Here is a 24,051-nt window from a genome sequence, read left to right as displayed (position 1 = left end):
CGGCTCACATCCGGAAGAGGCCGAACCGGTCACCGGTCCAGGTCTCGGCGAGGGGCGTGCGCGCGCACACGCCGAGGGCGAGGCCGAGCACGCGGCGCGTGTCGGCGGGGTCGATCACGCCGTCGTCCCACAGGCGCGCGGTCGCGTAGTAGGGGCTGCCGTGCTCGTCGTAGTCGGCGCGGATGCCGGCGGAGAACGCGGCCTCCTCGTCGGGGTCCCAGGTCTCGCCGCGCGCGGCGAGCTGGTCGCGCTTGACAGTCGACAGCACGGACGCGGCCTGCGGACCGCCCATGACGGAGATGCGGCTCGCAGGCCACGACCACAGGAACCGCGGCGAGTACGCGCGCCCGCACATCGAGTAGTTGCCGGCGCCGAACGACCCGCCGACGATCACGGTGAGCTTGGGGACGCGCGTCGTCGCGACGGCCGTGACCATCTTGGCGCCGTCCTTGGCGATGCCACCCGCCTCGGCGTCGGTGCCGACCATGAACCCGGAGATGTTCTGCAGGAACAGCAGCGGGATGCCGCGCTGGTCGCACAGCTCGATGAAGTGCGCCCCCTTGAGCGCCGACGCTCCGAAGAGCACGCCCTGGTTCGCGAGGATGCCCACCGGGTGGCCGTGGACGCGCGCGAACCCGGTGACGAGCGTGTCGCCGTACTCGCGCTTGAACTCGTCGAACCGGCTGCCGTCGACGAGTCGCGCAATGATCTCGCGCGGGTCGTACGGTGCTTGTACATCGGTCGGGACGGCACTGTACAGACCTTCGCCGGACCGGCTCGTCGTCCCCGGTCCGGACGCCCAGGCGTCATCGTGGCCGACGGCGGGGGGCAGGCTCGCTGCGACGGCCCACGCAGGTGCGGGGTCGGGCGGGAGCGTCGCGACGATGCGGCGCACGGTGTCGAGCGCGTCCTCGTCGTCGTCGGCGAGGTGGTCGACGACGCCGCTCCGCCGCGCGTGCAGCTCGCCGCCCCCGAGCTCCTCGGCCGTGACGACCTCGCCGATGGCCGCCTTCACGAGCGGCGGCCCGCCGAGGAAGATCGTGCCCTGGTCGCGCACGATCACCGTCTCGTCGCTCATGGCCGGCACGTACGCACCGCCCGCCGTGCACGACCCGAGGACCGCGGAGATCTGCGGTATCCCCGCCGCCGAGAGCCGGGCCTGGTGGTAGAAGATCCGGCCGAAGTGGTCGCGGTCCGGGAACACCTCGGCCTGCCGGGGCAGGAACGCCCCGCCCGAGTCGACGAGGTAGACGCACGGCAGCCGGTTCTCGAGCGCGATCTCCTGCGCGCGCAGGTGCTTCTTCACCGTGAGCGGGTGGTACGTCCCGCCCTTCACGGTCGCGTCGTTGCACACGACCATGACCTGCCGCCCGCTCACCACACCGATCCCGGCGACGACCCCAGCGGCCGGCCACGCGCCGTCGTCCACGCCGTACCCGGCGAGCGGCGCGATCTCCAGGAACGGGCTGCCCTCGTCGAGCAGCCGGTCGACGCGGTCGCGCGGCAGCAGCTTGCCGCGCGCGACGTGCCGGTCACGCGCCGACGCCGGCCCCCCGCGCGCGACGGTCGACGTGCGGTCCCGGAGCTCGCCGGCGAGCGCCCGCTGCGCGGCGTCGTTCGCCCGAGCCGTCTCCGACCCGGGGTCGACGGCGCTCGTCAGCACGGTCATCCGGTCACCCCTCCCTGCCGAACCCGGGGCTGTGGGTCACCGACGGCGCTCGATGGCGTAGAACCCCGGGTTCGGCCGAGTGTCACGCCACCGCCAGGGGGCGGACCGCTCGCCAGGAGGGCCAGGGCAGGGTCCTCGAGCAGCGCGCCGAGGTCGGCGAGGAAGCGCGCGCCCTGCTCGCCGTCGACCACGCGGTGGTCGAACGACAGGCTCAGCGTGACGACGTCGCGCAGCGCGACCTCGCCGTCGTGCTCCCACGGCCGACGCCGCACCGCGCCCAGGCCGAGGATCGCCGCCTCGCCGGGCACGAGGATGGGCGTCCCCGCGTCGACGCCGAACACCCCGACGTTGGTGATCGAGATCGTCCCGCCGGTGAGGCGCTCGGGCGTCGTCCGGCCGTCGCGCGCCGTGACCGTGAGGTCGGTGAGCTCGGCGGCGAGGTCGGGCAGGTCGAGGTCCTGCGCGTCGGGCACGTGCGGCACGACCAGCCCCCGGTCCGTCGCGACCGCGATCCCCAGGTGAACGCGGCGGTGCCGCACGATCTCCGCGGAACCGTCCGGGAGGTCGTGCCACGCGCTGTTGAGCGCGGGGTGGCGCGGCAGCGCGAGGCACAGCGCGCGGGCCGCGAGCGCCAGCACGGTGATCCGCGCGCCCCGCGCGAGGCGGTGGGTCCGCAGGCGCTCCAGGAGCTCGACGCTGCGCGTCACGTCGACCGTGAGGAACACCGTCGCGTGCGGCGCCGTGAACGCGCTCGCCACCATCGCCGCCGCGGTGTGCTTGCGCACCCCGCGCACCGGCACGACCTCGGGCTCGAGCCCGGCCCCCGCGTCGGCACCGGCGTCCGCCGAGACGGGAGACGTTGCCCCTCGCCCGGGCTCTCGCGGGGCCATTACTCCCCTCTCGTCCGCGGGCGCCGTCGGAGCGTCGGTCGACGCGGTCGACGCGGTCGAGGCGGTCGAGGCGGTCGAGGCGGCGAGCGTGCCGTGGGCGTCGCGCGGCGGCCGCACGGCGTCGCGGTGGCAGCTCACCGCCGCGAGGACGTCGTCGCGCGTGATGAGCCCGTCCGGACCCGTGCCGTCCACGCGGTCGATGCGCACGCCGAGCTTCTTCGCGAGCGCCCGCACCGGCGGCGTCGACCGCGGCCGCTCCACCGCCCGGCCACGGTCACCGGGCGCGGTCGCGCCGCCGAGCCCGGGGTTGCGGGTCGTCACGGTGCTGTCGTGGCGCGAAACCCCGGGTTCGGCACCGCCGGTGGGCCGGCGAGGTCGGCGCGTCGGGCGACCGACGCGGTCCGGGCGAGCGCCGTACCCGACGAGGTTCGGCTCGGGCCCGTCGTCGGACACCGCCGCGGCGGACGCCGTCGAGACGGGCGGCGCCAGGCCGGGACCGCCCGCGACCCCGGGCTTGCCGGGGATCGGTTCGCCGCCGAGCCCGGGGTTCGACGCGACCGTGGGGTCCGGCTGCCCCCCAACCCCGGGTTCGGCGGCCTGCGGGGTGGCGGGGGTACCGTCGTCGATCTCGAACGTCACCAAGGGGGCGCCGACCGTGACGGTCTGGCCCTCCTCCGCGTGCAGCGACGCGACGACGCCCGCGTACGGGGACGGGAGGTCGACGAGGGCCTTGGCCGTCTCGACCTCGGCGATGACCTGGTTGAGCTCGACGTGGTCGCCCGCGTGGACGTGCCAGCTGACGATGTCGGACTCGGTGAGGCCCTCCCCGAGGTCGGGGAGGCGGAACTCGCGCATCGTCATCATCGGGCCACCGCCTCGACGGTGCGGGTCGCGCCGCGCGACCCGGGAGCCCCGACCGGCGCCGCGGCGTCGGGCACGGACGACGGCACGAACGGCTCGACCCGCCCCAGGACGCGGTCGACGCCGTCGAGGATGCGGTCGAGGTCGGGCAGGTAGTGGCCCTCGAGCTTGGCGGGCGGGTACGGCATGCCGTGGCCGGTGACGCGGACGGGCGCGGCCTCGAGGTACTCGAAGCAGCGGTCGGTCACGGTCGCGGCGATCTCCGCGCCGAGCCCGGCCTGCCGCGGCGCCTCGTGCGTCACGACGACGCGACCCGTCTTGCGGACGGACGCCGCGACGGTGTCGTGGTCGATCGGCGAGAGCGAGCGCAGGTCGACCACCTCGACGGACACGCCGTCGTCGGACGCGGCGACGGCGGCGTCGAGCGCGGTCCCGACGAGGCCGCCCCACGTGACGAGGGTGACGTCGTGGCCCTCCCGCACGACGCGCGCCCGGTCCATGGGCAGCGGGTCGACGGGGTCGAGGTCGACCTCGCCCTTGAGGTGGTACCGCCGCTTGGGCTCGAAGAAGATCACCGGGTCGTCGCACGCGACGGCCTGGCGGAGCACGGTGTACGCGTCCTGCGGGTTCGCGACGGACACCACGCGCAGGCCCGCGACGTGCGCGAACAGCGCCTCGGGCGACTCGGAGTGGTGCTCGGCCGCGCCGATCCCGCCGCCGACGGGGATGCGGATCGTGATCGGCAGGCGCACCTTCCCGCCCGTCCGTGCGTGCATCTTGGCGAGCTGGGACAGGATCTGGTCGAACGCGACGAACACGAAGCCGTCGAACTGGATCTCGCACACCGGCCGGTAGCCGCGGTACGCGAGCCCGACGGCCGTCCCGATGATCCCCGACTCCGCGAGCGGCGTGTCGAGCACGCGGCGCGGCCCGAACTCCGCCTGGAGCCCGTCGGTCACGCGATAGACGCCGCCGAGCCGGCCGACGTCCTCGCCCATGACGACCACACGGTCGTCGTCGGTCATCGCGCGGCGCAGCCCCGCGCCGAGCGCCTTCGCGACGGTGAGGGTGCTCATCGCGCCACCCCCGTCACGGTCGCCCCGGTGCTCGACGCCGCCCGGTCGCCCGCGGCGCCCGGCCCGCCCGCGCCGTCGTCCCCGTCCCCGAACGACGCCAGGTAGTGCGCGTACTCGGCGCGCTCGCGCTCCAGCGCGTGGTGCGGCTCGGCGTAGACGTGGTCGAAGAGGGACAGCGGCGGCGGGTCGGTGAGTGCGACGCACCCGGCGCGCAGCTCGGCGGCCGCCGCGTCGGCGACGCCCTGCACGCGCGCCGCCTGGGCGTCGTCGAGCACACCGACGGAGCGCAGGTACGCCTCGAACCGCGCGATCGGGTCGCGCCCGGTCCACTCCTCGACCTCGGCCGCGTCGCGGTACCGCTTCGGGTCGTCGGCCGTGGTGTGCGGGCCCATCCGGTACGTGACGGCCTCGATCAGCGTCGGGCCGTCGTCGTGGCGGGCGCGGTCGAGCGCCGCGCGCGTCACGGCGAGCACGGCGAGCACGTCGTTGCCGTCCACGCGCACGCCCGGCATGCCGAACCCGCGGGCGCGGTCGGCGAGCGGGACGCGCGACTGGAGCGCGACCGGCTCGGAGATCGCCCACTGGTTGTTCTGGCAGAAGAAGAGGACCGGCGAGCGGTACGTGGACGCGAAGACGAACGCCTCGTTCACGTCGCCCTGGCTCATCGCGCCGTCGCCGAGGTACGCGACTCCCACGGGGAGCCCGGCGGCCGCGTCGACCCGGCCGGCGTCGACGTCGTTCTGGACGCCCATCGCCCAGCCCGTCGCGTGGAGCGTCTGCGCACCGATGATGACCTGCGGCGACGCCATCCCGATCGCGTACGGGTCCCAGCCGGAGACCGCGACGCCGCGCCACACGCGCACCAGGTCGACGAGCTCGGCGCCGCGCACCCGCGCGACCGCGTGCTCGCGGTAGGAGGAGAAGACGAAGTCGTCGTCGCGCAGCGCGCGCGCCGAGCCGACCTGCGCCGCCTCCTGGCCCAGCAGCGGGGGCCACAGCGCGAGCTCGCCCTGGCGCTGGAGGGCCGTCGCCTCGGCGTCGATCCGCCGCGCGACGACCATGTCCTCGTAGAGCCGCAGGAGGGTCGTCCGGGCGGCCTCGCGCGCGTCGTCGTCGGGTGCCGCGGGGTCGAGGTCCGCGAGCCACCGGTCGAGCTCGGGGTCCGGGAGCCGCGTGCCGTCCTCGGTCAGCAGGCGCAGGGTCGGGGTCGTGCCCGACGGCGTGCCCCCGGCGTCCCGGGGAGCGTCACCGGCGCGCGGCTGCCTGCCCGGGGCGCCCGCGCGCCGGGCGGCGGGCGTGTCCGGGCGCACGTCGTGCGCCATGGTCTTCCGGTCTGCTCGTGCGTCGCGCGGGGTTGCCGCCCGGTGACCGTTCTGCGCCTTCGGCGGGGTCGCCGCCGTCGGTCCGGTCCGCACCGCAGGTTCGCTGGGCATCGTCGCCACCTCACCTCGGGGAGCCGGTCCTCTCCGTCGAGGACCGAGGTAGGGCGAACGTAACCCCTGGCGCGCACATGGCTCCACCGACCTCCGACGCGCTGCGCAGTGTGACCGCGGTCACTCGGCTAGGGTGAGCAGCATGCACAGCGCCGACGCTGTCGACCTCGACCTCCTGCTCGCCCTCGCCGACGACCCGCGGGCGACGATCGTCGCGCTCGCCGACCGCCTGCGGATCTCTCGCAACACCGTCGCCGCGCGCCTCGCGCGGCTGGAGGCCGAGGGCGCGTTCCTCGCGCTCGACCGGCGGATCGACCCGCACGTGCTCGGGCACCCGCTCACGGCGTTCGTCGAGGTCCAGGTGCGCCAGAAGGAGCTCGCTCGGATCGTCGACGACGTCGCGCGCATCCCCGAGGTCGTGCAGGCGTTCGGGCGCAGCGGGACGGCCGACCTGCGCGTCACCGTCGCGTGCCGCGACACCGACCACCTGTTCCGCATCGACGCCGCGATCCTCGCGATCGACGGCGTCGAGCGCACGGAGACCTCGCTGTCGATGGGCGAGCTCATCCCCTACCGCCTGCGCCCCCTCATCGAGCAGCAGCGCCGCGGCGAGCGGTGACGCGGATCGCGACGCGGCCGCCCGCCGTCGGGCACGCGGTCAGCTGAAGCCGATGGCGCGCTGCGCGACGCGGTAGGCGAGGACCGTCACGCGCCGGCCCGCCGGGCCGGGGAGGTTGGCGATCTGCCCGAGGCCCGACCAGCGGACCTGGTGGTAGAGCTCGGGGTCCTGGGCGCGCAGGCGCGACCAGAGCCGCTCCTTCTCCACGAGGCACGCGGGCGTCCCGGCGCGGACCAGCAGGATCGACGACACCGCGCAGATGATCTCCACGTAGTGGAGCAGGTAGCGGCGCAGGCGCCGGTCGGTGACCGGGGTCCGGGAGACGTGCTCGAGCATGAGCCAGTTGACGCGGAGCTGCTGGTCGAGCCGCTTGAGCATGACCGCCTCGTGCACGGACTGGTCCTCGCGGCCGATGAAGTACCGGTAGAGGTCGACGTCGAGGTAGTACAGCGTGCGCACGTGCGCGAGCGGCACGAGAGCGTACAGGTTGTCCACGTAGAACGTGTGCTCGGGCAGCCGCAGGCCCGCGTCGCGCAGCACCTGGGTCCGGTACATCAGCGCGTGCATCATCATGTACTGGCGCTTGGCGAACCGCCGGGTCTGCGACCACGTGAGCACGCGGCCGCGCGGCAGCGCCCCGCGGTACCGGACGGCCGTCTTGACGCGCTTGCCGACCTTCTCGTAGACGAAGTTGCTCACCAACAGGTCGACCGGCGCTCCACCGGGGCCGTCGGGGTCCACGAACCGGCGCACGAACCCGCGCAGCGTCGCGAGCACCTGCGCGAGGGCGGCGCGGTCCACCCAGTCGTCGGCGTCCACGACCTTGAGGTACTCCCCCCGGGCGTGGTCGAGGCCGGTGTTGATCGCCGAGCCGTGCCCGCCGTTGGCCTTGCGGAGCACGTGCACCTCGCCCGGGTGCCGCTCGGCGTAGCCCTGCGCGAGCGCCGCCGTGCCGTCGGTCGAGCCGTCGTCGACGACGAGGACCTCCACCTCGGGCCCGAACCCCACGAGCGAGTCGAGGGCGCGCGCCAGGTAGGGCTCGGCGTTGTACGCCGGGACCACGACGGTCAGGAGCGGGGTCACGACGCACGCACCTCTCCGGCGTGCTCCGCCTCCGGCGTGGCCGGCACCTCGGGCACCTGCTTGAAGATGACCTTGAAGATCGGGAAGAACACCCAGAACGAGATCGCCGCGTTGATGATCATCGTCGTGAAGTCCGCGAGGGTCTCGCCCGCGGCGCCCAGGCCCCACGTGTCGATGAACAGCTCGTAGATCGGCGTCTTGTACAGGCCCTGCGCGGCGGCGGCGGCGATGGAGATGACGACGTACGCGATGGTGTACCAGAGCGCGGCCTTCGCGACCGACGAGTTGGACTTGAACGTGATGTTGCGCTGAGCGAAGAAGTTGATCACCTGCGCCACCAGCAAGGTGATCTGCACGGCGAGGAAGTATGCCAGCCCACCGCCGCCGCCCGGGAGCGGGCCGGCGGCGTAGTCGAAGACGTAGTACGTCGACCCGTCCGGGTTCGTCCCGATCGGCCAGACCTGGAAGGCCACGTCCACCAGGGCGGTCATGCCGAAGACCCACTTGATGAGGGGCATGAGCGCGAGCTGCAGCACGGTGATGCCGTTGCTCAGCACGAAGAAGACGACGAACTGCGCGGTCCCCGGTCGCTTCTCGGAGAACCGGCGCCAGGCGTCGCGGAGGCGGGTGAACATGGGTCTTCCCTTCGAGCGGGTCAGGCGTCGCCGCGGAGGGTCCGCGCGGTTCGACGGTCGGCACGGCGGTTGCGGACGAAGCCGCGCAGGACGGCGCCGGTGCCGCGGAAGAAGTGGCCGTTGACGATGCGGACGATGCCGTCGACCATCGCGGCGTCGACCAGGCCGCCGGTCATCTTCCCGATGGCCCGGAACGGCATGTTGAGCAGGAACAGGATGTTGAGGTCCGGCGTCCCCTTGCGGTCCGCGGCGTCGCGCCGCCAGGACAGGATCCGGAACGCGAGGCGGGCGAGCGGCGAGCGCGCGTCCGCGAGGCGCGAGAGCGGGTCGTTCACGCCCAGGGGACCGGACCAGGCCGCCGTCGGGACGGGGCGGCCCAGGAGCGCCGCGAACTGGGCGTCCGACACGTCGTGGACCCGCCCGGTGCGGTACGGCTCCGGCAGGTCGTCCTCGGTGCGGGGCGGCACCGTGCCGGCGAGCTCGACCGTCGCCCCGAGCGGCAGGTCGTCCACGTGCGAGCCGACCAGCACCGACCACGCGCCCTGCTCGACCTGCCACGCGCCCGTCTCGACGTCCCAGTGCCGGAACGCCGCGTCCCCGAGGGGCACGGTGACCGTGCGCGACTCGCCGGGCGCGAGCTCGACGCGCGCGAAGCCCGCGAGCGTGCGGACCGGGCGGTGGACCCCCGGCGTCTCGCGGCGCACGTAGACCTGCACGACGTCGGCCCCGGCGACCGTCCCGGTGTTCGTCACCGTCACGGTCGCGGTGACCGTCGCAGCATCCGTCGCGGTACCCGTCGCAGTACCCGTCGCAGGGCTGCTGTCGACCACGAGGCCCGAGTGCGCGAACGTCGTGTACGACAGACCGAACCCGAACGGGAACGCCACGGGGACGTCGGCGCTCGTGTAGTACCGGTAGCCGACGTACAGACCCTCGCGGTAGACCGCGGTGCGCCCGGTCGCGGGGAACGACCCGGCGGTCGGGGTGTCCGCGAGCCGCACCGGCAGCGTCTCCGCGAGCCGCCCGGAGGGGTTGACGACGCCCGTGAGCACGTCGAGGATCCCTCCGGCCCCGGCCTGCCCGGAGAGGTAGCCGTGCACGAGCGCGCGGGCCGAGCCGAGCCACGGGGTGGAGATCGCCCCGCCGCCGGCCAGCACCACGACCGTGGCGGGGTTCGCCGCGGCGACCGCCTGGAGCACCTCGACCTGCGCCCGGTGCAGCGCGAGCGTCGAGCGGTCCAGGCCCTCCGACTCCGCGATCTCGTCCAGGCCGAGGAAGAGGAGCACGACGTCGGCGCCGCGCGCGGCCTCGACGGCCTCGTCGCGCAGCGCGGCGTCGGGCGTGCCGTCGCGGTGGAAGCCGGGGGCGAACGACGTCAGGTCGAGGCCCGAGCCCCCGATCACGTCGAGCACGCTGTCGAGGCGGGTCGGGTTCACCGCGGAGGAGCCGGAGCCCTGGTAGCGCGGGGTGCGCGCGAAGTCGCCGACGACCGCGACCCGGGTCCCCGCGGCGAGCGGCAGGATCGCGTCCTCGTTCTTGAGCAGCACCGCCGAGCGCGCCGCGACCTCGCGGGCGAGCGCGTGGTGCGCGTCGACGCCCACGGCAGGGGCGGTGCCGGGCTCGCGGGCCGCGGCGACGAGGCGCAGCACCTCGTCGGCGCGCGCGTCGAGGTCGGCCTCGTCGAGGCGTCCGGACCGCACCGCGTCCACGAGCTGGCGCGCCGAGCCGAGCCCGGCCGCGGGCATCTCGAGCGTCCCGCCCGCCGCGGCGGCGGCGACGACGTCGTTCGACCCGCCCCAGTCGGAGACGACGGCGCCGTCGAAGCCCCACTCGCGGCGCAGCACCTGCGTGAGGAGAAACGGGTCCTCGTGGGCGTACACGCCGTTGACGAGGTTGTATGAGGACATGACCGTCCGGGGGCTGGCCTCCGCGACCACGATCCCGAACGCCGTGAGGTAGACCTCCCGCAGCGTGCGCTCGTCGACCACGGAGTCCGAGACCATGCGGCGCAGCTCCTGGGAGTTCACCGCGAAGTGCTTGGGGCACGCGGCGACGCCGCGGGACTGGATCCCGCGCACGTACCCGGCGGCCATCCGGCCCGCGAGCAGCGGGTCCTCGGAGAAGTACTCGAAGTTGCGCCCGCCGAGCGGCGACCGCTTGATGTTGAGGCCCGGCCCGAGCAGCACGTCCACGTCCTGCGCCGCGGCCTCGCCGCCGAGCGCGGCGCCCACGCGCTCGGCCAGGTCGACGTCCCACGTGTTCGCCACGGCGGCGGCCGTCGGGAAGCACGTGGCCTCCTGCGAGGCCGCGATGCCGAGGTGGTCGGCGGCGCCGAGCTGCTTGCGCACGCCGTGCGGACCGTCGGCCAGCCAGAGCGAGCGGACGCCGAGCCGCGGGACGTCGTGCGTCTCCCACACGGACTTCCCCGTCAGGAGCGCGGCCTTCTCCAGGAGGGTCAGGCTCGCGGTCGGGACGACGCCGGTCGTCGCGGTCGTCGTGCTCGGTGCCGAGGCCGTCTCGCCGGCCGCGGCGGTGGTCTCGCCGTGGAGCTGCACGGTGCTCTCCTTGCGTGGTCGTGGGGTCGTGCGGGTCTGTCCGAGCGGTCTGCGGGCAGGGCGGGGCCGGCCGTCGGCGGTGCGTCGGCGACGGCGCCGCTCGGGACGTGCGGGGCGGGGACCCGGTGCCGGACGGCGGTCCGGGGCCCCGGCGTCGGGCCGGCGGTGGTGGGCGCCACCGGCCCGACGGCGCCGGGTGCCGTGGCCCCGGGCGGTCGCCCGCCCGGGGGTCACGGTCACCGGCTACCGGGCGGCGGGGACCGCCGGCTCGGAGGTGGGGGCCGGGGCCGCCTCGCTCGCCGCCCGGTGGCGGCGGACCCGGCGGGTCACGAGGAACGCGCCGGCCAGGACGAGCAGCCCGAGGAGGACCGACACGCCGATCTGGACGTAGACCCACGTGGGCGGCGTGTAGGTGACCGTCGCGCCGGGGGCGAGCCCGTTCATGGCGTTCGAGTTGGCCACGGTGAACAGGATGTTGTGGGTCGCGTTCCGGATGTCCGTGACCGCCTTCGCGGACGTCGTGTCACCGAACGACTTCGACGGCTGGAAGGTGAGCGTCAGGTCCGTGCCCCCGTCGAGGCCCTCGTTGGGGTTCATGTACGGGTACAGGTTGAAGTCCGTGATCGCGAAGCCCTCGAAGCCCCACTCGCCGCGCAGGACGTCCGTCATGAGCGGCTTCGAGCCACCCGTCCACGTGGCGCCGATCCGGTTGAACGAGCTCATGATGCCGAGCGCCCCGACCGTCGTCTCCTCGATCGTGCCCTCGTCGTCCGCGACGTACCGGACGTCCAGGGTGACGTCCTTGATCGCGAGCTCGAACGGCTTGAGGTAGAGCTCGCGGATCGTCTGCTCGGTCGCCCAGGTCGCGGGGCCGTTGTCGACGCGGTTCGTCTCCTGCTCGTTGAGCGCGAAGTGCTTGAGCATCGTGTAGACGCCCTTGCTCGCGGCGCCGTTCGACACGGCGGCGGCCATCTGGCCCGAGAGGAGCGGGTCCTCCGAGTAGTACTCGAAGTTGCGGCCGCCGAACGGCGAGCGGTGCAGGTTCACCGCCGGCGCGTACCAGCCGTTGAGGCCCTTCTGGAGCGCCTCCTCGCCGATCATCGTGCCCATCGCGGTGCCGAGGTCGACGTCCCACGTCTGCGCGATGAGGACCTCGGACGGGTACGCGACGCCGTTGATCGACGAGTTGATGAAGGACGAGAAGCCCGCCGGGCCGTCCGGCTCGACCGTCTGCGGCTTGGCGATCGAGGCGATCGCGGCCGTCTGGTAGGCGCCGTTCAGCAGCATGTCCGTCATGTCGCCGACCGTCAGGGAGTCGAGCAGCTCGTCCCACTGCGGGTCGTCCTTGGGCAGCCCGCGCAGGTCGACGAGCGTCAGGTCGGAGCGCTCGCCCGTCGTCGGCATCTCGCCGTCGAACGCGGCGGCCTCGGCGTCGTAGTCCCAGGCGGCGAAGCCGTCCTGCGTGGCCTCGTCCGCGACCGACTGCTCGGCCGTCGGGGCCTGCGGGAACGTGCCCGCGAAGTCGGCGCGGGACATCGGCACGACGGTGCCGGCGCCGCCCTCGGCGCTGAAGCGCGCCGAGACGTCGTCGAACCGGTTGGTCACCTCGGCGCGGTCCGTCGCGCGGTGGTCCTCGCCCGCGTACACGACGTCGGACGCGACCGGGTAGGTGATCGGCGCGGTGCCCGCCGCGACGGTGTGGGAGTCGGTGCGCAGGCTGATCGTGTAGTCGCCCGCCTCCAGCACGTACGCCTTCTCGCCCAGGTGGTCGTAGGACGCCATGTCCTCGACGGCGATCTCCAGGGTCACGGTCTCGCTCGCGCCCGGCTCGATCACGCCCGTCTTGGCGAAGTCGCCCAGGACGACCTCGGACTTCTCGATGCCGCCCGGCGTGTACGGCGCGGTGTAGTAGAGCTCGACCACGTCGCGGCCCGCGACGGCGCCGGTGTTCGTGACCTCGACCGTGACCGCCACGGTCCCGTCGACGTCGCCCGCCTCCGTGCCCGTGACGGCCCAGGCGAAGTCGGTGTAGCTGAGGCCGTACCCGAACGGGTAGACCACGGCGTCGTCGTAGTCGACGAAGCCCTCGGCCGCCGCGGTCTCGTAGTACCGGTACCCGACGTAGATGCCCTCGGTGTAGTCGACGAAGGGCGCGTTGCTCGTGACGGTCGCGTTGGACGTCGCCTTCTCGACCGTCGAGACCGGGTAGGACGCGTCGATGTTCGAGTAGAAGAAGCTGCCGAAGTTCGCGAACGTCGGGTCGGCGGTGAAGTCCGCGGCCCAGACGTCGGTCGTGCGGCCGGACGGGTTGACCTCGCCCGTGAGGATCGTGCCCAGGGAGTTGAAGCCGGTGGCGCCGGGCGAGCCCGCGAGCAGGATCGCGTCGACCGCGGGGTCGGCCTGCAGCTCGCCGAGCTCGAGGGTCGTGGACGCGTTGACGACCACGACGACCGTGTCGAAGCTCGCCGTCGCGAGCGCGATGAGGTCCTTCTCGTCCTTGTTGAGCTCGAGCTGGTGCTGGCCGGGCTCAGCGTTGTCGTCCCAACCCGTCATGTCGCGCGTGAGGTCGCCGCCCTCGCCGCCGGGGCGGCCGATCGTGACGATCGCGGCGTCGCCGAACTCGGCGAACGTCCCGGACTGCGCCTCGTAGTCGCCGACGGGCAGCTCGCCGATCGTGTAGCTCGACGCGTCGGGGTTGTCCATCTCGATGTGGCCGCGCGGGTTCTCCGCCGCGAACGCCTCGATCGTGGCGTAGACGTCGCCGTTGACCGTGAGGCCCGCGTTCTCGAGGCCGCCCCGGACGGTCACCGCGGAGTTGGTGTCGACCGATCCGGAGCCCGAGCCGCCGAACACCGGGTCCGCGGACGCGCGACCCAGCATGGTCACGCGGGCGTCCGCGGCGAGGGGCAGCGCGCCGGCCTCGTTCTTCGCGAGGACGATGCCGCCGGCGGCGATCTCCTCGACGAGCGCCTTCGCGGCCTCGTCCACGGACTCCTGGCTGTCGTGCTCGGCCGTGTAGTACTCGGTGTCCCAGCCCGAGGACTCCTCGGAGTTGGTGAACGTGTAGGTACCGGACCCGAGCTGGGACGCGACCCAGCCGCCCGCGACGTTGAGCGCGACGTTCGCGACGACGACGAGCACGGTCACCGTCGCGAGCACGGGTACCCAGATCCACAGGAACTTCTTGTTCGACATCGGCGTCCTGCCACCGTCGGCGTTCTTCGCCCTGGCGTTCACTGCATTCCTCCTCGAGTGCGGGCCCGTTCCTCAGGCTAGGAGCGGGGTTCGGCGCCGCCCGCCGCGGCTGCACGATCGGTCGTTTCTGCGGCACGGACAGTCGTCGTCGTGCCCGACCCGTGTCGTTTCGTGCCCTGGGTGGTGCCTCGTCCGTCCGACGATCCGCCCGGCGATCCGCCCGAGCGGCCCGCCGGAGGGACGAGGCACGGGTGGGCTACTTCCCGGCCGGGGTGATGGTGCCGTCCTGGTCGATCTGCCAGGTCTCGCCGGTCGCGGCGGAGTCGGCCTCGATCGTGTACTCGCCGTCCTTGATGTCGATCGTGCCCTGGACGCGCGAGGCGGCGTCCGAGGGAACGAAGGGCACCACGAGGAGGCCGTACTTCACGGTCGGCTCCTTGACGTCGCTGGCGAGCATGATCTGCGCCCAGCTGTCGTCCTCGGCCAGCGCGTCGGCGACCGCCGTGCGCGCGTTCTCGAGGTCGGTCGCCACGTCGACGTCGGCCGACTCGCTCTCCGACGAGGACCCGCCGGCGGAGTCGTCCCCGCTCCCGCACGCCGTCAGCCCGAAGGCCCCCGTGACGGCGACGAGCAGCCCGATCCCCGTGGTCAACGCCTTGTTCCGCTTCACTTCCTGCTCCTTGGTTCGTTCGCGCCGCGGGCCCACCCCGCGGCCTGGTCGGGCGGACGGCGCCGTGCGGGCGCCGCCTGCCCGGGCGGGCGGCCGCTCGTGCGACCGCCCGCCCGTGCGGTCCGTCAGTCCGTGATCGGCCCGCTGAAGTTCAGGCCGAAGCCGAACGCGTACGCGTTGCCCGCCGCGTCGGTGTAGGGCTCCGCGTCCTCGCCGACGTCCTCGAGCTGCTTCTCGACCGCGTCCATCGACGCGGGGAAGCCGATCGGCAGCCGGCCCTGCGTCTCGTGCAGGCCGAGGGCCGACTCGATGAGCGCCTGGTCGCTGACCCCGAAGCCGACGAGGATCGCGTCGGACCGCGACTCGAACTCGGCCGGGATCGTCGGGTTCGTCGCCTTGAGGACGGTGATCACCGGGATGTCCTTGCCCGACGCCTCGACGGCCGCGAGCGCCCGGTCGAACGCGTCGAGGTCCGACTCGTTCGCGATCCGCGAGGTCTTGCCGTAGTAGGACCGGTTCTCCTGCGTCCCGTCCGGGAGCAGGTCGCCGGAGATCGACGTCTGACGCACGTTCGCGCCGTCCGCGGTGTACGGGCGGTACTGCAGCGACAGCGGGTACCACTCGCCGGTCTCGCTGTCGTGGCCGGCCTGCGAGAACGGGTTGCCGTTGTTGGGGCTCTTCATGCCCACGAGCACGAGGTCGACGTCGGACAGGTCCGGCGCGGTGTAGCTCGTGACCTTGCCGTCGGCGTCGGTCACGGCCTCGTCGGTGACGACCTTCCCGAAGTACTCCTCGGCGGTCTCCTGCGTGATGCCGGGCCCCTCGGTGTACTCGCCCGGGCCGAACACGCCCGCGAAGCCGGTGTCGTAGGAGCGCGGGACGTAGACCGTCTTGTCCTTCCACGCCTCGGCGTCCGAGGCCGCGACGGTCCCGTCGTTCTTCAGCATGACGACGGAGTCGAGCTGCGCCTCGTAGCCGGCGTCGACCTTGTCCTCGCTGCCGACCGTCGCCGTGGAGGCGTCGAGGTCGAGGTACGCGTCCTCGTACAGGCCCGGCTGGAACAGCATGGTGAGGATGCGCGCGCCGGACTCGCGGAAGCGGGTGTCGGCGTCGACGTCGTTCGTGCCCGCCTCGAAGTCCTGCTGCCACAGGTCGTGGGCCGCCAGGACGGGCTCGACGGCGTTGTTGCCGCCGAACATGTCCACGCCGTTCTTGAGGATCGCGTAGTGGCGCTCCTCGACCGTGAGGTCCTCGACGCCCCACGACGTCCCGATCATCGCGTCGGGGTCCGTGGTGCCGCCGGCGGTGACGCCCCAGTCCGTGACGACGACGCCGCCGTAGCCGTTGTCGTCGCGCAGGATGCTCAGGCGCTTCGAGTCGTAGGCCGAGCCGACGCGCTCGCCGAACAGCGGCTGCCCCTCGCCGTCCAGCGCGATCGAGTAGGCGGACATGACCGCCGCCGCGTCGAGCGCGCCGACGAACGGCTCGGTGTGCTGGTCGAAGTTGCCGCCCGGGTACACGCCGTACTTGCCCGCGGTCGTGTGGGACTCGCGGCCGCCCTCGCCGGGCCCGTCGCCGGCCCAGTGCTTGATCATCGCGTTGACCGACTCGGTCCCCCAGCCCTCCTGGCCCGGGGTGCCCTGGAAGCCGCTCACGTAGGCCTGGGCCATCTCGGTGCTGAGGGCGACGTCCTCGCCGAACGTGCCGTCCACGCGCAGCCAGCGCGGCTCGGTCGCGAGGTCGATCTGCGGGCTGAGCGCCGTGGCGATGCCCAGCGCGCGGTACTCGGCCGACGCCGCCTCACCGAACTTCTGCGTCTGCTCCGCGTCGAACGTCGCCGCGAGGCCGAGGTTGGACGGCCACCGGGAGATGTCGCCCGAGGCGTTGTAGTCCGACGCGCCGGCCGTCGAGCGCGGGTCGGAGCTGAAGTTCACCGGCACGTAGGGCTCGTCCGCGGTCGCGAGCGACTCGGCGAAGGCCTGCATCTGGTTGGACCAGGTGACGTTGGCCTCGACGTCGTTGGGGCCGGCGTTGAGCACGTTGCGCAGGTGGGAGTCGGTCAGGTACTCCTTCTGCGCGTCGGTCAGCCCGTCCGCGGGCGACCGCTCGTGCGAGCTGAACAGCATGAGGCCGGCGATCTGCTCGATCGTCAGCTCCTCGGACAGCGCCGCGGCGCGGTCCTGCGCGCTCTCGCGCCAGTCCTCCCAGGTGTCGAGCGTCCCGTTCGCGTTCATGTCCTTGAACGCGAGCTTCTGGCCGTCGACCTCCTCGGTCAGCAGCTCGACGGCGCTGTCCGCACCGTACGAGAGCGTGGGGCCGTCACCCGGGTTGTCGACGACCACGAAGGCCGTGGTCCCGTCGGTGACCTCCCGCGTGGTGAACGCGTCCGACGCGCTCTCCTTGTCCGGGGTGCCGGCCGTGCACCCTGCGGTGGCCACGAGGGCCAGGCCCGCGAGCGCCGCCGCTCCCCGGACGCGTGCCGCCCTGCCGTCGAGCTTTCCCGCCGTTGTCGTTGTCTTCATCGACCTTCCCTTGTCGTCTCCGCGCTCGTCGGCCACCGCGCCGTCCCCGCCGCCCCACCCGGGGCACGTGCGTGGCTGACGAGCTCTGCGAACCCGTCGAGGCCCGGGACGTCGTGGTCCTGAGCCGCGCCGCCACGCTATGGACGGCGCGGGCGGCCCGGGCGGCCCGGTGCACGAACCGTCGCTTTGCGTGCACGATCGGTCGGCGAGGTCACGACGGGGTCACGGCGCGGGGGTCGGAAGTCCCGTCGGGTCGGCCCGGAAGGTCTACGCGGTGGTGGCCCCCGACGTGACCGACCGGCGTGCGGCGGCGGTGGGCGGACGGTCCTGCGGCAGGGGGAGCAGCACGCGGAGCAGGAACCATCGGTCCTCGGTGTTGACCGTCATGGAGCCGCCGTACTTCTCCGCGGTGTACCGGATGGACTTGAGCCCGTACCCGTGCCGGGTCCTGTCGGCACGCCGCGTGACGATGTCGCCGCCCTCGGTGTGGAGCTCGCCGGAGAAGTAGTTCTCCACCGTCAGCAGCACGAACCGGTCGCGCGCGTAGACGGCGACCTTGATGATCCGCTGCTCCGGGTCGGGCACCGCCATGACGCCGTCGATCGCGTTGTCCAGCGCGTTGCCGAACACGGCGGCGACGTCCATCGCGGACATGAAGTCGAGCAGCGCGCCGTCGACCACGCACGTGAGGTCGATGTCGCGCTCGGCGCACTCCTGGCTCTTCGTCGTGAGGATGACGTCGAGCACCCCGTTCCCGGTGTCCGCCTGCCGGGCGTGGCCGGAGATGCTGGCCTCCAGGTCGTCCAGGTAGGACGCCCGCCGGCGCGGGTCCACCTCGGCCCGGATCACGCCGATCTGGTGCTTGAGGTCGTGGTACTTGCGGTGGACGATCTTCATGTTCCGCTTGGACTGGAGGTACTGCTCGTGCTGGCGGCGGAGCATCTCGTCGATCGCCCGCACCTCGGACCGCGCCTGGTGCTGGAGCCGCTGTCCCTGCTGCGCGTACAGCGCCACGAACCCGCACAGGTCCACGAGCGTGCGGATGTAGAAGATCTCCAGCCCGAGGCGCCCGCTGAACGGGGTGTTGGCGTTGAGGAAGCTGATGTTGCTCATGAAGAACGTCACGAGCGCGATCGCGACGGCCGACGCGAGCTCGCCGACCGTGACGTCGAGCTCCTGGTCGGGGCGGAAGTGCCGGGACTCGACGACGTACGCGACCCCGTACCCGACCGCGTAGACGAGGACGAAGAACGCGACCTGCCACGCCGTCCCCGGCCGGCCCTCGGGCAGGAAGAAGAAGCAGTGGACCTGCCAGTGCAGGGCCGCCACGAGCTCGGCGAGCACGAGCGCGCGGGCCGCGAAGTACCCCGCGTCCCGCGCCGAGACACGCGCCGCCGCGACGATGAACCCGTACATGCACGCGACCGCGGCCGCCATGCCCACGGTCCAGAGCTGCCGCGGGAGCAGGTCGGCGAGGGCCTGCACGCCGACCTGCGCGCCGAGCGCTGCGGCGGCGAGCAGGACGAGCCGCGGGCGAGGCAGCCGCGGTCGCCGCAGGAGCACGTAGACGAGGCACGCGAGCCACTCGGCCAGCCCGGTCAGCGCACGCGGGATGTCCGGCAGGGTCTCCAGGATCGAGGCCGCCTGGGTCATGCGCGCCGCTCCCCGAGGTAGTCGGTCAGCGCCGCGAGGAACGCCTTCTTGCGGGCACGGCTGATGAGCAGGTCGTGCCCGCCGACCAGGAGCACGCTGCTGCCCTGGATGGCCAGCACGTGCCGCAGGTTCACGAGGTAGCCGCTGTTGCTCCGGAAGAAGTCCTTGCCCTCGAGCTGCGCCTCGAGCGCCTTGAGCGGCCCGACCACGGAGTGCCGTCCGTCGACGGTGTGCACGGTCGTGCGGTGCTTGGCGCTCTCGAGGAAGACGATGTCGTCGGTCGCGACGCGCGCGAGCCCGCCGTCGACCGCGAGCAGCAGGTAGTCGGCCGACCGCCGTCGGATCCGCGCGACCGAGCGCTTGAGCTCCTGCGAGAACGCGAAGTACCGCAGCGGCTTGAGCATGTAGCTCAGCGCGTCGACCTCGTAGCCCTTGATCGCGTGCTGCGTCATGTTGGTGATGAAGATCAGCACGACGTCGGCGTCGACCTGCCGGATGCGGTGGGCGGCGCTGAACCCGTCCAGGTGCGGCATCTCGACGTCGAGCAGCAGGATGTCGAAGTCCGGCCGGTACCCGGCGACGACCTGCGCGCCGTCCGTGAACATCGCGACGGCGAACTGTTCGTCGTGCTCGCTCTCGTACCGTCGCAGGTACTCCACGAGCAGCGCGCTGCTCGCGGGGTCGTCCTCCACGATGCCGATCCTGATCACGATGCCGTTCTCCAGGGACTACGCCCCCCGGGCGTGCCCGCGCCGACCGGACACTGCCGTGTGCCGTCGCGACCCGCCCTGCTCTTCCGTTGCCGATTCGCCCGCCGACACGCGGCGGGCCCCGATCATTATGGGCCACGCGGCGCAAAAACGGGCCAGGCGGTAGGGATTGATCGTCAGCGGAGGTCGCGCACGTACGCCGCAGCGCCGTCGTACGCGGCGATCCGGCGCTCGTAGTACGTCGCGATGATGAGCAGCAGGCCACCGGCCGCGGCGAGCGTGAGCATCCACGGACCGGCGGAGATGCGCGTGCCGAGCTGGGACACGAACACGACGAGGATCTCGACCGGCAGCACCGCGACGCCCAGCAGGAACGGCGCGGCGAGGTGCTTGCGCGTCCCGACGAGCACCGCCGCCAGCGCGAGCACGACGACGAGCACGGCCCGCCACGTGCGCGCGTCGGTGTACGTCGCGAGGACCGACGGCCCGAGGAGCGCGAGGAGGCCCGGGGCGAGCGTCCGCCACGAACCGACGAACCCGACGGGCCACCCGGCGAGGATCGGCGTCGCGCGCGCCGGAGCTCCGCCGGGGGCCGGGTCGGCGTGGCTGCTCCCCGGGCTGCCCGGACCGGCCAGAGCACCGGGATCGCCGCCCGCCGTGCCGCGCACCGCCGTCGTGCCGGCCGCGAGCGCGAGGTACCCCGCGACGAGCAGGCCCGCGCCGAGCGGGAGCGAGAAGACCTCGACGCGGAGCTCGCGCGGCCACCACGCGCCGATCGCGGCGACGAGCGCGAGCGACCACGTGAACCAGGCGGGCGGGAGGTCGAGCCGACCGCGGACCGCGCGCCGCACCCCGACCACGAGGAGCGCGAGCAGGGCCACCTCGACGAGCCAGACCGTCGCGATGACGCCCCACACCGGCCGGACGTTCGCGACGGTCCCCACCACCACGAGGGTCGCGGCGGGCGCCACGGCCCAGCGGCGCGCGACGGCGGCACCCCGGCCCCGGCCCCGCGGAGCCACCCGGGCGGCGACGAGGCCCGCCCCGAGCGCGACCCCGCCCGCGGCGAGCGCCCAGGCGAACCCGAGCACGAACACCGCGCCGCCGCCTGGCGCGTGCGCAACGTGGAGCGACTCGACGGTCCCGCCGGTCGCCGCCAGCACCCCCGCGCCGGCGAGCCGCAGGGCCGCGGCGCGTCGCCACCCGCCCTCGCCCGCGCCGGTCCCGCGGCCCAGCAGCACCGCGGCGAGGACGCACCCGGCCCCGGCCACGACGAGGAGCGGCGCCCGGACGTCGCCCGCGCCCGGTGCCGCGCCCAGGGCGAGCACGGACGGCACGACGAGCAGCACCAGGCCCGCGCTCGCGAGCTCCCACCAGCGGCGCGACCGCCGGGCGAGCAGCGCCCCCGTCACGAGGGCCGCGAGCGCCGGCGGCGCCGTGTATGCCTCGACGAGGCCGACGTCCGCGGCGGCGAGCGCGGTCCACAGCGCGGCGGTCCCCAGGGCGGCGGCGAGCCACCACTCCGCGCGCCGGTCCCGGTCGCGCGCGGCGAGCCCCGCGCCCACGGCGAGCAGGAGCAGCACCGCGACCGCGACCGTGGGCCCGGCGGCGGGGCGCCCGAACGCGAGCCCGACGGCGATCGCCCCCGTGAGCGCGGCGCTCGCCTCGACGGCGACGCGCCCGGCGGCCAGGTGGATCCGGGCCGTGACCGGGCGGGCCGCGGCGAGCGCCGTCGCCACGAGCAGCGCGACGACCGGCAGCACGACGGGCGACCCGCTGCCCGGCAGGAGGAGGGCGCCCGCGCTGACGACGGCGACGGCCGCCGTCGGCAGGACGAGCGCCGCGGCGAGCACGCGCAGCGCGGTGACCGACCCGGGCCGCCGCGAGCCGACGAGCACGACCTCGAGCGCGAGCATCGCGGCGCACGCGGCGACGGACCACCAGCTGCGCTCGTCGACGACGGTGAGGACGCCGAGGCCGAAGGGCACCGCGGTCACGCCGAGCACGGCCCACCACGACTCCCGGTCGACTCGCGGGACGAGCGTCACCGCGAGCGCAGCGAGCGAGGCGACGCCGGAGACCGCGCACAGGACCGCGACCGTCCCGGCGCCGCTCCACGCGAGCGTCACGCCGAGCACGAGCAGCGCGTAGCCGTAGGCGGTGCCGACGAGCGGGGCGTGCAGACCGCGCGGCGCGGCCGCCCGGGCCGCGAGCAAGAGCACGCCGACGACCACGGCGCCGGCCGTCGCGGTCGGGCGCGCGACCCACGAGCCGGCCACGAGGAGCAGGACGGAGGCGATCGTGCCCGCGACGGCGGCCGCGCGCCAGACCCGTGCCTCGGCCCGACCGACCGGGACGACACCGTGCCGCAGGACGGCGCGCGGGGCGGGGAGCACCCCGGCGACCGGGCGCAGGGCACGACCGAGCCCTCGTCGGACGGCGCGGACGATCACGCCCGGCGCGGCGCCACCGGCGCCGACCCCCGGGTCGCCGGCCCCGGCCGTCAGGCCCGTGCGGTGCCCGTCGGGCAGAGCGGTCGTGACGGGCCGGGCGGTCACGACGACGAGCAGGGCCGCGAGCAGCGCGAGCAGCAGGAGCGAGGTGACGCCCGCGAGGCGGGGGTCCAGCACGAGCGCGACGACGAGGGCGAGCAGCACCCACGGCCCGAGCGCGCGCCCGGTCCGCACGACCGGGGCGGCGCCGAGCCGCCGCGCACCTGCCAGGCGCGGGAAGCGCACGGGGGACGGCGTGCGCAGCGGGAGCCGGGAGGCGACGAGCAGGACGACGAGCGCGGACAGCAGGCCGACGAGCGTCCCGTCGAGCAGCGCGGCGCCGGCCGTGCCGCCCCGGACGCCCTCGCCCCACAGGCCGGCGGAGAAGACGCCGACGCCGAGCGGCGCGTCGTCCAGGGCCGCGGCGGTCCCGGCGGTGCCGGTCACGAGGACCTCGGCCGCGCGCACCCCCGCGACGGCCAGCGCGGGCCCCGCCCCGACGAGGGCGACGAGCGCGCCGCCGAGGAGGGCGTCCGACCGTCCGACCGCCGGGACCGGGGAGCCGAGCACCCCGGACACCACGCGCGGCGAGGTGAGCACCAGGACGAGGAGCCACGTGACGGCGGCGAGCACGGGGACCAGGCCCAGCCAGGCGACGTCGCCCCCGGTGCCGAGCAGCGCCCCCGCGAGGACGGCCGACGCACCGCCGACCGCGTACCAGCGCCGCTCGCGCGTCGCGACGCGCAGGAGCGTGGCCGCGAGCGCCGCGCCGAAGGCGACCAGGGCGGCCCCCGCGCCGGTCGGGAGCCCCGGCGGGGCGGCGACCGTGAGCCCGACGACCACCGCGAGGGGCACCGCGACCGTGCGCACGACGCCGAGCAGCGCCCGCTCGCCCCGCAGGGCGCTGCCGACCCGCGCGCCGGAGCGCGCCGCGACGGGCGCGGCGAGCGCCGTGAGGCACGCCGTCGCGAGGAGGGCGACCGCCCAGCCCCAGGGCGCCCCCGCGGCGGGCGCCGCGGCGAGCGGGACGAGCGGCCCGAGCACGACGGCGCTCGTCACCCACGCTCGGACGCGCGCCCGGTCCCCGACGACACCGAGGCCCGCGACAACTGCGGCGAGCAGCGACGCGCGCGCCACCGCGGTGCCGACGGCGCCGAGCCCCCACGCGCTCAGCGCGAGCTCGACGTCCACGACCGCGAGCACGACGGCGAGCGCCGCGACGGCCTCGGCGGACGAGCGCAGGCCGCGCGACCGCAGGAGCACCGCGGCCCCGACCGTGAGCACGGTGACGACCCCGGTCACCAGGGCGCGCAGGGCGAGGTCGTCGGCGAAGGTGAAGAACACGAAGACGACCGTCGCGACGGCGAGGAGACCCGCCCCCGCCCCGGCGAGCACCGGCTGGAGTCCCACCGAGCGCGACGGCGCCGCGCCCGGGACGACGACGGCACGCGACCCCGCGGGTGCGGGCGAGACCGGCCCGGCCGTCGCGGGCGACCCGGGCGCCGAGGGACGGACGGGCACCGGACGCCGGGGGCCGGCCGCGGTCCCGGCCACCGGCGCGACGACCGGCGGGCGCGGGCCCGCCTGGCCGCGGCCGCTCGGGTCGAGCGGGCGCATCGCGCGCGGCGGACCGGCGGGGACCGCGCGCGCACCGGGCGGCGCCGTGACGGCCGCGCGGGCCGCCCACGCGGCGGCCTCGGGCTGGGCCGCGCGCAGGGCGTCGAGGGCGACCTGGCGGCGCGAGAGCGCGTCGGCCGCCTCGCTCGACGCCGCGGCGACCTCGAACGCGAGCGGGCCGGTGAGGTCGAGCAGGCACCGTTCGCAGCGGGACGACCGCAGCGTCGCGGCGCACGCGGGGCAGGAACGCGTCTCGGGCAGCCGCGCCAGCGCGACGTCGACCCACGGCTCTCTCATGACGGACATCCTGGCGAACCTGTGAGGCTCCTGGGGACGCGTCCACAGGGGGTCGCGTGGCGGTCCGGTGAAGG

14 protein-coding genes are annotated in these 24,051 nt (G+C 74.4%); 1 reads left to right on the top strand and 13 read right to left on the bottom strand.

Features of this window, described 5'->3' with window-relative positions:
• Window positions 1–4: 4 nt before the first annotated feature.
• From JOE63_RS03220 to JOE63_RS03205, 4 genes are read right to left on the bottom strand one after another with little or no spacing between them, the layout of a single operon-like run.
• Window positions 5–1,669 (bottom strand): carboxyl transferase domain-containing protein, encoded by a 1,665-nt coding sequence (locus JOE63_RS03220; RefSeq protein ID WP_204539072.1) that lies wholly within the window; start codon window positions 1,667–1,669, stop codon window positions 5–7.
• Window positions 1,666–3,423, bottom strand: coding sequence for a dihydrolipoamide acetyltransferase family protein (locus tag JOE63_RS03215; RefSeq protein WP_374058987.1), 1,758 nt, complete (start codon window positions 3,421–3,423; stop codon window positions 1,666–1,668). Before JOE63_RS03215 ends, JOE63_RS03220 begins: the two co-directional genes overlap by 4 nt.
• Window positions 3,420–4,496 (bottom strand): alpha-ketoacid dehydrogenase subunit beta, encoded by a 1,077-nt coding sequence (locus tag JOE63_RS03210; RefSeq protein WP_204539070.1) that lies wholly within the window; start codon window positions 4,494–4,496, stop codon window positions 3,420–3,422. The genes JOE63_RS03215 and JOE63_RS03210 overlap by 4 nt, the downstream gene beginning before the upstream one ends.
• Window positions 4,493–5,818 (bottom strand): thiamine pyrophosphate-dependent dehydrogenase E1 component subunit alpha, encoded by a 1,326-nt coding sequence (locus JOE63_RS03205; protein ID WP_204543414.1) that lies wholly within the window; start codon window positions 5,816–5,818, stop codon window positions 4,493–4,495. The genes JOE63_RS03210 and JOE63_RS03205 overlap by 4 nt, the downstream gene beginning before the upstream one ends.
• A gap of 253 nt (window positions 5,819–6,071) precedes the next feature.
• On the opposite strand from JOE63_RS03205, the gene JOE63_RS03200 reads away from it, so the two are divergent.
• Entirely contained in the window at window positions 6,072–6,548 is a 477-nt protein-coding gene (locus JOE63_RS03200) for an Lrp/AsnC family transcriptional regulator (protein WP_087470707.1), read from the top strand.
• A 39-nt stretch (window positions 6,549–6,587) separates the two neighbouring features.
• Here JOE63_RS03200 and JOE63_RS03195 read toward each other — a convergent pair whose 3' ends face one another.
• From JOE63_RS03195 to JOE63_RS03155, 9 genes are all read right to left on the bottom strand, one after another.
• Window positions 6,588–7,631: a glycosyltransferase family 2 protein gene (locus JOE63_RS03195; protein WP_087470706.1), complete on the bottom strand. Its 1,044-nt coding sequence runs from the start codon at window positions 7,629–7,631 to the stop codon at window positions 6,588–6,590.
• Complete coding sequence (locus JOE63_RS03190; RefSeq protein WP_087470705.1) at window positions 7,628–8,266, bottom strand: hypothetical protein; 639 nt, start codon at window positions 8,264–8,266, stop codon at window positions 7,628–7,630. The genes JOE63_RS03195 and JOE63_RS03190 overlap by 4 nt, the downstream gene beginning before the upstream one ends.
• A gap of 20 nt (window positions 8,267–8,286) precedes the next feature.
• Window positions 8,287–10,821, bottom strand: a complete 2,535-nt coding sequence (locus JOE63_RS03185) for a glycoside hydrolase family 3 C-terminal domain-containing protein (RefSeq protein WP_204539067.1) — start codon at window positions 10,819–10,821, stop codon at window positions 8,287–8,289.
• Window positions 10,822–11,064: 243 nt separating this feature from the next.
• Window positions 11,065–14,058, bottom strand: a complete 2,994-nt coding sequence (locus JOE63_RS03180; RefSeq protein ID WP_307839915.1) for a glycoside hydrolase family 3 protein — start codon at window positions 14,056–14,058, stop codon at window positions 11,065–11,067.
• A 214-nt stretch (window positions 14,059–14,272) separates the two neighbouring features.
• Window positions 14,273–14,686, bottom strand: coding sequence for a hypothetical protein (locus JOE63_RS03175; RefSeq protein WP_204539066.1), 414 nt, complete (start codon window positions 14,684–14,686; stop codon window positions 14,273–14,275).
• Window positions 14,687–14,811: 125 nt separating this feature from the next.
• On the bottom strand, window positions 14,812–17,208 hold the full coding sequence (locus tag JOE63_RS03170) for a glycoside hydrolase family 3 protein (RefSeq protein ID WP_204539063.1): 2,397 nt from the start codon (window positions 17,206–17,208) through the stop codon (window positions 14,812–14,814).
• A gap of 267 nt (window positions 17,209–17,475) precedes the next feature.
• The gene (locus JOE63_RS03165; protein WP_087470700.1) at window positions 17,476–18,861 is read right to left on the bottom strand and encodes an ATP-binding protein; all 1,386 of its coding nucleotides are present in this window, start codon (window positions 18,859–18,861) and stop codon (window positions 17,476–17,478) included.
• Entirely contained in the window at window positions 18,858–19,571 is a 714-nt protein-coding gene (locus JOE63_RS03160) for a LytR/AlgR family response regulator transcription factor (protein WP_087470699.1), read from the bottom strand. The genes JOE63_RS03165 and JOE63_RS03160 overlap by 4 nt, the downstream gene beginning before the upstream one ends.
• A gap of 176 nt (window positions 19,572–19,747) precedes the next feature.
• Window positions 19,748–23,977: an SCO7613 C-terminal domain-containing membrane protein gene (locus JOE63_RS03155; RefSeq protein ID WP_204539060.1), complete on the bottom strand. Its 4,230-nt coding sequence runs from the start codon at window positions 23,975–23,977 to the stop codon at window positions 19,748–19,750.
• Window positions 23,978–24,051 lie beyond the last annotated feature (74 nt).

Origin of the sequence: Cellulosimicrobium cellulans, from assembly GCF_016907755.1 — a bacterium.
In the GTDB taxonomy this organism is placed as follows: domain Bacteria; phylum Actinomycetota; class Actinomycetes; order Actinomycetales; family Cellulomonadaceae; genus Cellulosimicrobium; species Cellulosimicrobium cellulans_D.
The sequence above is the reverse complement of the archived record's forward strand: the minus strand, read 5'-3'. Positions and strand labels throughout refer to the sequence as shown.